Genomic DNA, 5,831 nt, shown 5'->3' with positions numbered 1-5,831 from the left:
CGGAGGCACCGCGCGGAAGGTCCCCGACGGGGCAGAGGCCACGGGCCGGGGAGCCGCCACCGGAGCGGCGGGCGCGGGCGCGTCCGACATGAAGTCCGCGAACGGGTCCTCCAGGTCCAGCCCGGACAGGTTCGTGGGCGACGGCAGCGGGGCCGCGGGCCGCCGGGCCGCGATGCCCGGGGACGACGTGGGCGGGTCGAACGGCATCGTCGCCCCTCCCGTGTCCACGTCGATGTCCACGTCCACGTCACCCCAGGTCTTCACCGGGGTCTTCACCGCGGGGGCGCCGGGCGCGTAGTACGCAGGTCCCGGGCGGGTGACCTCCCCGGTGGGCTCCGGGGCGTCTCCGAACGCCTGGAACGGGTCCGCCTGCACGGCCGGAGGGGCGGCTGGCGGAGGGGCGCTCAGGGCGGGCGCGGGCTCACGCGCCACCCGGAAGGTGTTCTGGCATTTGGTGCAGCGGACCTTCACCCCTTTTTCCGTCACCTTCTCGTCGGGGATCTTGAACCGCGTCTGGCACTGTTCACACTGGACGATCATGGGGTCGGGTCGGGGGGACTCGAAGCATAGGCCCACCCGCCAACCACTGCGAGCCGGACCCGGGCAACTTGCTCGCTTCCGACCCCTTTGATACGAGGTTCGCCCCTTTGGAAATCAGGTAGTAAACCAGTAAATGCCAAGGCGCAGCCGGGGTCGGAGACGACAGACATGAGCGAGGCCGAGCAAGCAAACGCTCCCAGCAGCAACAAGGAGCCGAAGATCATCAAGCGCTACACGAACCGGAAGCTCTACGACACCGTGGAGAGCCGGTACGTCACGCTCGATGAGATCGCCGCGATGATCAAGGAGGGCACCGAGGTGCGGATTGTCGACAACCGCACGAAGGAAGACCTGACCTCCGTCACCCTCGCGCAGATCATCTTCGAGGAGGAGAAGAAGAAGAACCAGATGCCGCTGTCGGTGCTGCGGGAGATCATCCGCCACCCCGGCGAGTCCATCTCCGGGTTCATCCAGAAGGAGGTCACGCCGCGCGTGGCCTCCATCCGCGAGGAGGCCGAGCAGCGGCTGGACAAGCTCCTGCGCCGCGAGGACGGCAGCCTCCAGGAGGCCCCCCCGGACGCGGCCGCCGCCACGCCCGCGCCCCAGGCGGAGGGCAACGCCGCGAGCCTCAACCCGGCGGAGCTGCTCAAGGCCAGCCAGCGCGCCTTCGAGGACTTCCAGCGCCGCATCGACGAGCGCGTGAAGCAGGTGGTGGAGAACCTCACCGGCAACCTCCCCGCCCTGGGCCGCGACATGCAGGCGCTCTCTCAGCGGCTGGAGGAGCTGGAGAAGAAGCTCGACGCCGTGGAGAAGGGCGACAAGCAGGACCCCGGCGCGTCCTGAAGCAAGCGCCGGTGCGGCTGAAGGCACGTGGCGCCCGCGAGGAAGCGGGCGCCGCCGCTCAGGCCACCTTCGGCGCGGTCCGCTTGCGCTTCACCGGAGCGCAGCCGCCGTCAATCTCCGCCGCGATGGCCGCGAGCATCCGCGCCCCCGGGCTCCGGGGCGCGTACTCCCGGATGGTCTTCCCGTGGCTCTGCGCCTCGTCCATCTGGCGCACCGTCTCTGCCAGCTCCGCGCACCCGTCCAGCGCCACGCGGCGGTGTTCACCGCGAGCGTCGTCTTGCAGGTGCCGCCCTTCTCGTTGATGAACGCGATGCGCCGCAGGGCCTGGGGTGCGGCGCGCGCTACGCCTTCTTCTTCGAGGACGTGTTCGACACGAGCGTGTCCACCTTGCCCTCGACGGACGCGAGCAGCCGCTCCAGGTCGTCCACCTTCGAGCGCAGCTGCTCCAGGTCCGCCGTGGACGGCAGGTTCATGGCCGACAGCGCCGTGCGCAGCGCGGAGTCCAGCGTGCCCTTCGCCGCGAGCGAGCGGGACACCAGCCCCTGCACCGCCGCCACGAACTTCTCGTTGGACAAGAGCTGCTGCGCGAGCTTGCCCACGCGCTCCTCGCCCGTCTCCACGAGCTTCTTCATCACCGGGTTGTTCTTGAGCATGTTCTTGGAACCGTTCAGGTCCGGCCCGCTCCCGGACCAGGCGACCGGGCCGGCGGGACAGGCGGGACGTCAGGAAGAGGACGCCGCACTCTGGGAGGGGCCAACGCGACGTGTCAAGCAGGGGAACAATGGGGATTTCTGCTCGTGGACTCTCGTTGACTCTCCGGGGGGCCATCCCTACGGTTCGCGCGCCCTCTATGGCCGGACTGCTCGACAAACGCCTGTGGATCGTCTCTGGCAAGGGGGGCGTGGGGAAGACGACCGTCGCCGCCGCCCTGGCCCTCGCCTCGGTGCGCGCGGGTCGGCGCACCCTGGTGTGTGAAGTGAACACCCAGGAGCGCGTCAGCCGCTTCCTGGAGCTGCCCGAAGCGGGCCCGGAGGTGAAGCTGCTGGAGGAGAACCTCTGGGCGGTGAACGTGCGCCCCCAGGAGGCCATGCGCGAGTACGGCCTGATGGTCCTGCGCTTCGAGACCCTCTACAAGACGGTCTTCGAGAACCGGCTGGTGCGCTACTTCCTGCGCTTCATCCCGTCGCTCCAGGAGCTGGTGCTCCTGGGGAAGATCATGTTCCACCTCCAGGAGAAGCTGCCGGACGGCCGCTGGAAGTACGACACGGTGGTGCTGGACGCGCCCGCCACCGGCCACGCCATCTCCTTCCTGAGCGTGCCGCAGGTGCTGCTGCAGACGGTGCCGCCGGGGCCCATGACGCGCGAGGCGATGAAGATGCGCGACCTGCTGGTGGACCCCTCCGTCACCGCCGCGGTGCTGGTGGCGCTGCCGGAGGAGATGCCGGTGAACGAGGCGCTGGAGCTGCACGGCGCGCTGCGGGACAGGGTGCACATCCGCACGCACGCGGCGGTGCTCAACCAGGCCTTTCCTCTGCGCTTCACGGAGGCGGACCTGGAGGCGCTCTCGGGCCACCCGGAGCTCATGCGCGTGGCCCAGGCGCACCATGACCGGGCGTCGCAGGCGGTGCTCGCGGGCACGAAGCTGGAGCGCAACCTCCACGCGCCGGTGTACACGGTGCCCAGGCTGTTCGTGCCGCGCTTCGGACGCGACGCGGTGGAGACGGTGATGGGGCACCTGGACGCGATGGTGAAGGGAGGCACGGGAGCATGACGGCGCTGCAAGCGGCGCTCGCGAACAAGCGCGTGCTCATCTGCGTGGGCTCCGGTGGCGTGGGCAAGACGACGGTGGCGGCGACGCTCGCGCTGCGCGCGGCGGTGGATGGCCGCCCCAGCATCGTGTGCACCATCGACCCGGCGAAGCGCCTGGCCAACTCGCTGGGCCTCTCCGGCCTGGGCAACACGGAGGCGGAGGTCCCCGCGTCGGTGCTGGAGCCCTTGGGCGTGAAGCCCAAGGCCGCCCTGCACGCGATGATGCTGGACATGAAGGCCACCTGGGACGACCTCATCACCCGCGTGGCCCCGCCGGAGCAGCGCGAGCGCATCTTCGCCAACCGCTTCTACCAGTCCCTCTCCACGGCCCTGGCGGGCAGCCAGGAATACATCGCCATGGAGAAGGTCTGGGACCTGCGCCGCAGCACGGACTACGAGCTGGTGGTGCTGGACACGCCGCCCACCGCGCACGCGCTGGACTTCCTGGACGCGCCCAACCGGGTGCTGGACTTCCTGGACAACGAAGCGGCCAAGTGGCTCCTCACGCCCGCGCTGAAGGCGGGCAAGGTGGGCCTGTCCCTCTTCAACCTGGGCGGCAGCTACGTGACGCGCGCGCTGTCGCGCTTCACCGGCACGGAGATGCTCCAGGAGCTGTCCTCCTTCATGGTGACGCTCTCCTCCATGAACGAGGGCTTCCGCGAGCGCGCCCGCGGCGTGCGCGAGCTGTTGGAGGACAAGACGACGGGGTTCGTGCTGGTGACGAGCCCCAACCCGGAGCGGCTGGACGAAGCCATCCACTTCCACAAGCTGCTCGGGCAGAACCGCATGGAGATGACGGCCATCGTGGTGAACCGCGTGCACCCCATGCCCACCCCCGCGCAGTGGGCGGACGCGGCCACGCTGACGCCCACCCGGCGCGCGAAGGTGGAGGAGACGCTGCGCGAGACCCAGGTGCTGGCGCAGCAGGACCTGGAGGGCCTGGCGCAGCTGCGCGCGGCCTGTCCGGGCACGCCCCTCATCCAGGTGCCCCGCTTCGGGCTGGACGTGCACGACCTCACCGCGCTGTGGGGCACCGGCCGCTACCTCCTGGGCGACGACGTGCTCGCCTGAGGGCCCTCCCCCACCCCGGGTGACACGCCGTGGGCGCCGGGCATATCCGGCGCGCGCGGCCGTTCATGCCGGGCAGGCGGGCGACAGAGCACCGGAGCCCTGCCCGCATTAGAATAGCGGGCGCTTGAAGCCATCCGGGGAACCTGTCGGGTCTCCGGGGTGTCGATGTCCGGGACCACGCCGGGTGACGCGGGTGTCCGGACGGGAGCGGGTGCATGCACGGCAGGAAGCGGATGGAGGCAGCCGGAGTCGCCCGGCGGTGGCTGTGGGTGGGCGTGCTGGGCCTGGGCCTGACGCTCACGGGCTGCCGCACGACGGGCGCGGCGGCGAAGCCGGACGCCACGGCGAACAAGCAGGTCGTGGAGTTCGACCCCGTCATGGTGACGGCGGACCTGGAGCTGGACAAGCTCAACGACGAGGAGCTCTTCGCGGGCGGCACCTCCGCGTTCGCCGCCAACGACTTCAAGCAGGCGGCGCGCTACTTCGGCCGGCTCGCGGACTTCCACCCCAACAGCCCGCACCGCCGCCAGGCCCTCTACAACGCGGGCCTCGCGCACCAGCGCCTCAAGGAGTGGGACGACGCCTACGGGCGCTTCTCCGACCTGGCGGATCCGGAGAAGGGCCAGGGCGACGCGCTGGACGCGTCCTTCCGCGTGGCGGAGACGCTCTACCACCTGGAGCGCTACGAGGAGGCCACGAAGCTGCTGACGACGCTGGCCGCGCGCGAGGACCTGCCCGCGGGCCGCCGCATCGAGGCCCAGGTGCAGCAGGGCATCTGCCAGGTGGAGGCCGGCCGCACCGACGACGCGGAGGCGACGCTGCGCAAGGCGCTGGCCGCGTATGACGCCCTGCCGGACAAGGCGGAGGTGGAGGACTACTTCCCCGCGCAGGCGCACTTCTTCGTCGGGGAGATCTACCGGCTGCACTACGAGGCCGTGAAGCTGGAGGCCAGCCGGGGCAGCGACGGCCTGGCGCAGGACCTCAACTACAAGGCGGAGCTGCTGCTGTCCGCGCAGGGCCACTACCTGCGCTCCATCCGCGTGGGCAACGGCTACTGGGCCACCGCCGCGGGCTCGCAGATTGGCGCCCTCTACGAGAACCTCTACGAGCACATGGTGAACTCGCCCACGCCCCCGGAGCTCGACGGCGAGGAGGCGGAGGTCTACCGCCAGGAGCTGCGCAAGAAGATCCGCGTGCTGCTCACCAAGTCCATCAACATCTACGAGCGCACGCTGGAGGCCGCCGAGCGCATCGGCTCGCAGAGCGCCTTCGTGGACCGCACCCGCCAGAGCCTGGAGAAGGTGAAGTCGCTCCTGCTCGCGGACGCCGACACGGAGCCGGGCGAGGTCTCCGTGCCCATGCCCGCCTCCCGCGCGGGCGCGAGGCACCGCTAGAGCGCTCCGCCGGCCATGGAACCGCTCTTCACCCCGGAGCAGCTCGCCGACATCCACGCCTACCACCAGCCCTATTACATCCGGGCGGCGGTGGAGCCGCTGGTGCGGCTGGCCCTGTCGGCGCTGCTGCTGGCCGTGCTCGTGCGGCCCGTGTACCGGGGAGCGGCGGCCGCG

The 5,831-nt window shown here is 70.6% G+C and carries 7 protein-coding genes and 1 pseudogene; 4 read left to right on the top strand and 4 right to left on the bottom strand.

Going from position 1 to position 5,831, the window contains the following annotated elements; genetic code table 11:
* A partial coding sequence (locus ACLEQD_RS35050; protein WP_410390092.1) for a zinc-ribbon domain-containing protein occupies nucleotides 1-540 on the bottom strand: 540 nt, incomplete at its 3' end.
* Between the two features lie 168 nt (nucleotides 541-708).
* Between ACLEQD_RS35050 and ACLEQD_RS35045 the strand changes: the two genes are divergently transcribed.
* Nucleotides 709-1,383, top strand: a complete 675-nt coding sequence (locus ACLEQD_RS35045; protein ID WP_410390091.1) for a polyhydroxyalkanoate synthesis regulator DNA-binding domain-containing protein — start codon at nucleotides 709-711, stop codon at nucleotides 1,381-1,383.
* Between the two features lie 58 nt (nucleotides 1,384-1,441).
* Here ACLEQD_RS35045 and ACLEQD_RS35040 read toward each other — a convergent pair whose 3' ends face one another.
* From ACLEQD_RS35040 to ACLEQD_RS35030, 3 genes and pseudogenes are all read right to left on the bottom strand, one after another.
* Complete coding sequence (locus ACLEQD_RS35040) at nucleotides 1,442-1,633, bottom strand: hypothetical protein (RefSeq protein WP_410390089.1); 192 nt, start codon at nucleotides 1,631-1,633, stop codon at nucleotides 1,442-1,444.
* Nucleotides 1,630-1,704: pseudogene (locus tag ACLEQD_RS35035) on the bottom strand (ParA family protein); the annotation flags it as partial. The pseudogene ACLEQD_RS35035 and the gene ACLEQD_RS35040, both read right to left, overlap by 4 nt.
* Nucleotides 1,705-1,724: 20 nt before the next feature.
* The gene (locus ACLEQD_RS35030) at nucleotides 1,725-2,036 is read right to left on the bottom strand and encodes a hypothetical protein (RefSeq protein ID WP_410390087.1); all 312 of its coding nucleotides are present in this window, start codon (nucleotides 2,034-2,036) and stop codon (nucleotides 1,725-1,727) included.
* Between the two features lie 197 nt (nucleotides 2,037-2,233).
* On the opposite strand from ACLEQD_RS35030, the gene ACLEQD_RS35025 reads away from it, so the two are divergent.
* From ACLEQD_RS35025 to ACLEQD_RS35015, 3 genes are all read left to right on the top strand, one after another.
* On the top strand, nucleotides 2,234-3,154 hold the full coding sequence (locus ACLEQD_RS35025) for an ArsA family ATPase (protein WP_410390085.1): 921 nt from the start codon (nucleotides 2,234-2,236) through the stop codon (nucleotides 3,152-3,154).
* Nucleotides 3,151-4,263, top strand: a complete 1,113-nt coding sequence (locus ACLEQD_RS35020) for an ArsA family ATPase (RefSeq protein WP_410390083.1) — start codon at nucleotides 3,151-3,153, stop codon at nucleotides 4,261-4,263. The genes ACLEQD_RS35025 and ACLEQD_RS35020 overlap by 4 nt, the downstream gene beginning before the upstream one ends.
* A gap of 215 nt (nucleotides 4,264-4,478) precedes the next feature.
* Nucleotides 4,479-5,657, top strand: coding sequence for a tetratricopeptide repeat protein (locus ACLEQD_RS35015; protein ID WP_410390082.1), 1,179 nt, complete (start codon nucleotides 4,479-4,481; stop codon nucleotides 5,655-5,657).
* Nucleotides 5,658-5,831 lie beyond the last annotated feature (174 nt).

Origin of the sequence: Corallococcus sp. 4LFB (assembly GCF_046520365.1) — a bacterium.
In the GTDB taxonomy this organism is placed as follows: domain Bacteria; phylum Myxococcota; class Myxococcia; order Myxococcales; family Myxococcaceae; genus Corallococcus; species Corallococcus caeni.
The sequence above is the reverse complement of the archived record's forward strand: the minus strand, read 5'-3'. Positions and strand labels throughout refer to the sequence as shown.

Coding starts and splice junctions, on each gene's coding strand:
- ACLEQD_RS35025 (WP_410390085.1), top strand. CDS start 2,234: ATGGCCGGACTGCTCGACAAACGCCTGTGGATCGTCTCTGGCAAGGGG.
- ACLEQD_RS35030 (WP_410390087.1), bottom strand. CDS start 2,036: ATGCTCAAGAACAACCCGGTGATGAAGAAGCTCGTGGAGACGGGCGAG.
- ACLEQD_RS35020 (WP_410390083.1), top strand. CDS start 3,151: ATGACGGCGCTGCAAGCGGCGCTCGCGAACAAGCGCGTGCTCATCTGC.
- ACLEQD_RS35045 (WP_410390091.1), top strand. CDS start 709: ATGAGCGAGGCCGAGCAAGCAAACGCTCCCAGCAGCAACAAGGAGCCG.
- ACLEQD_RS35015 (WP_410390082.1), top strand. CDS start 4,479: ATGCACGGCAGGAAGCGGATGGAGGCAGCCGGAGTCGCCCGGCGGTGG.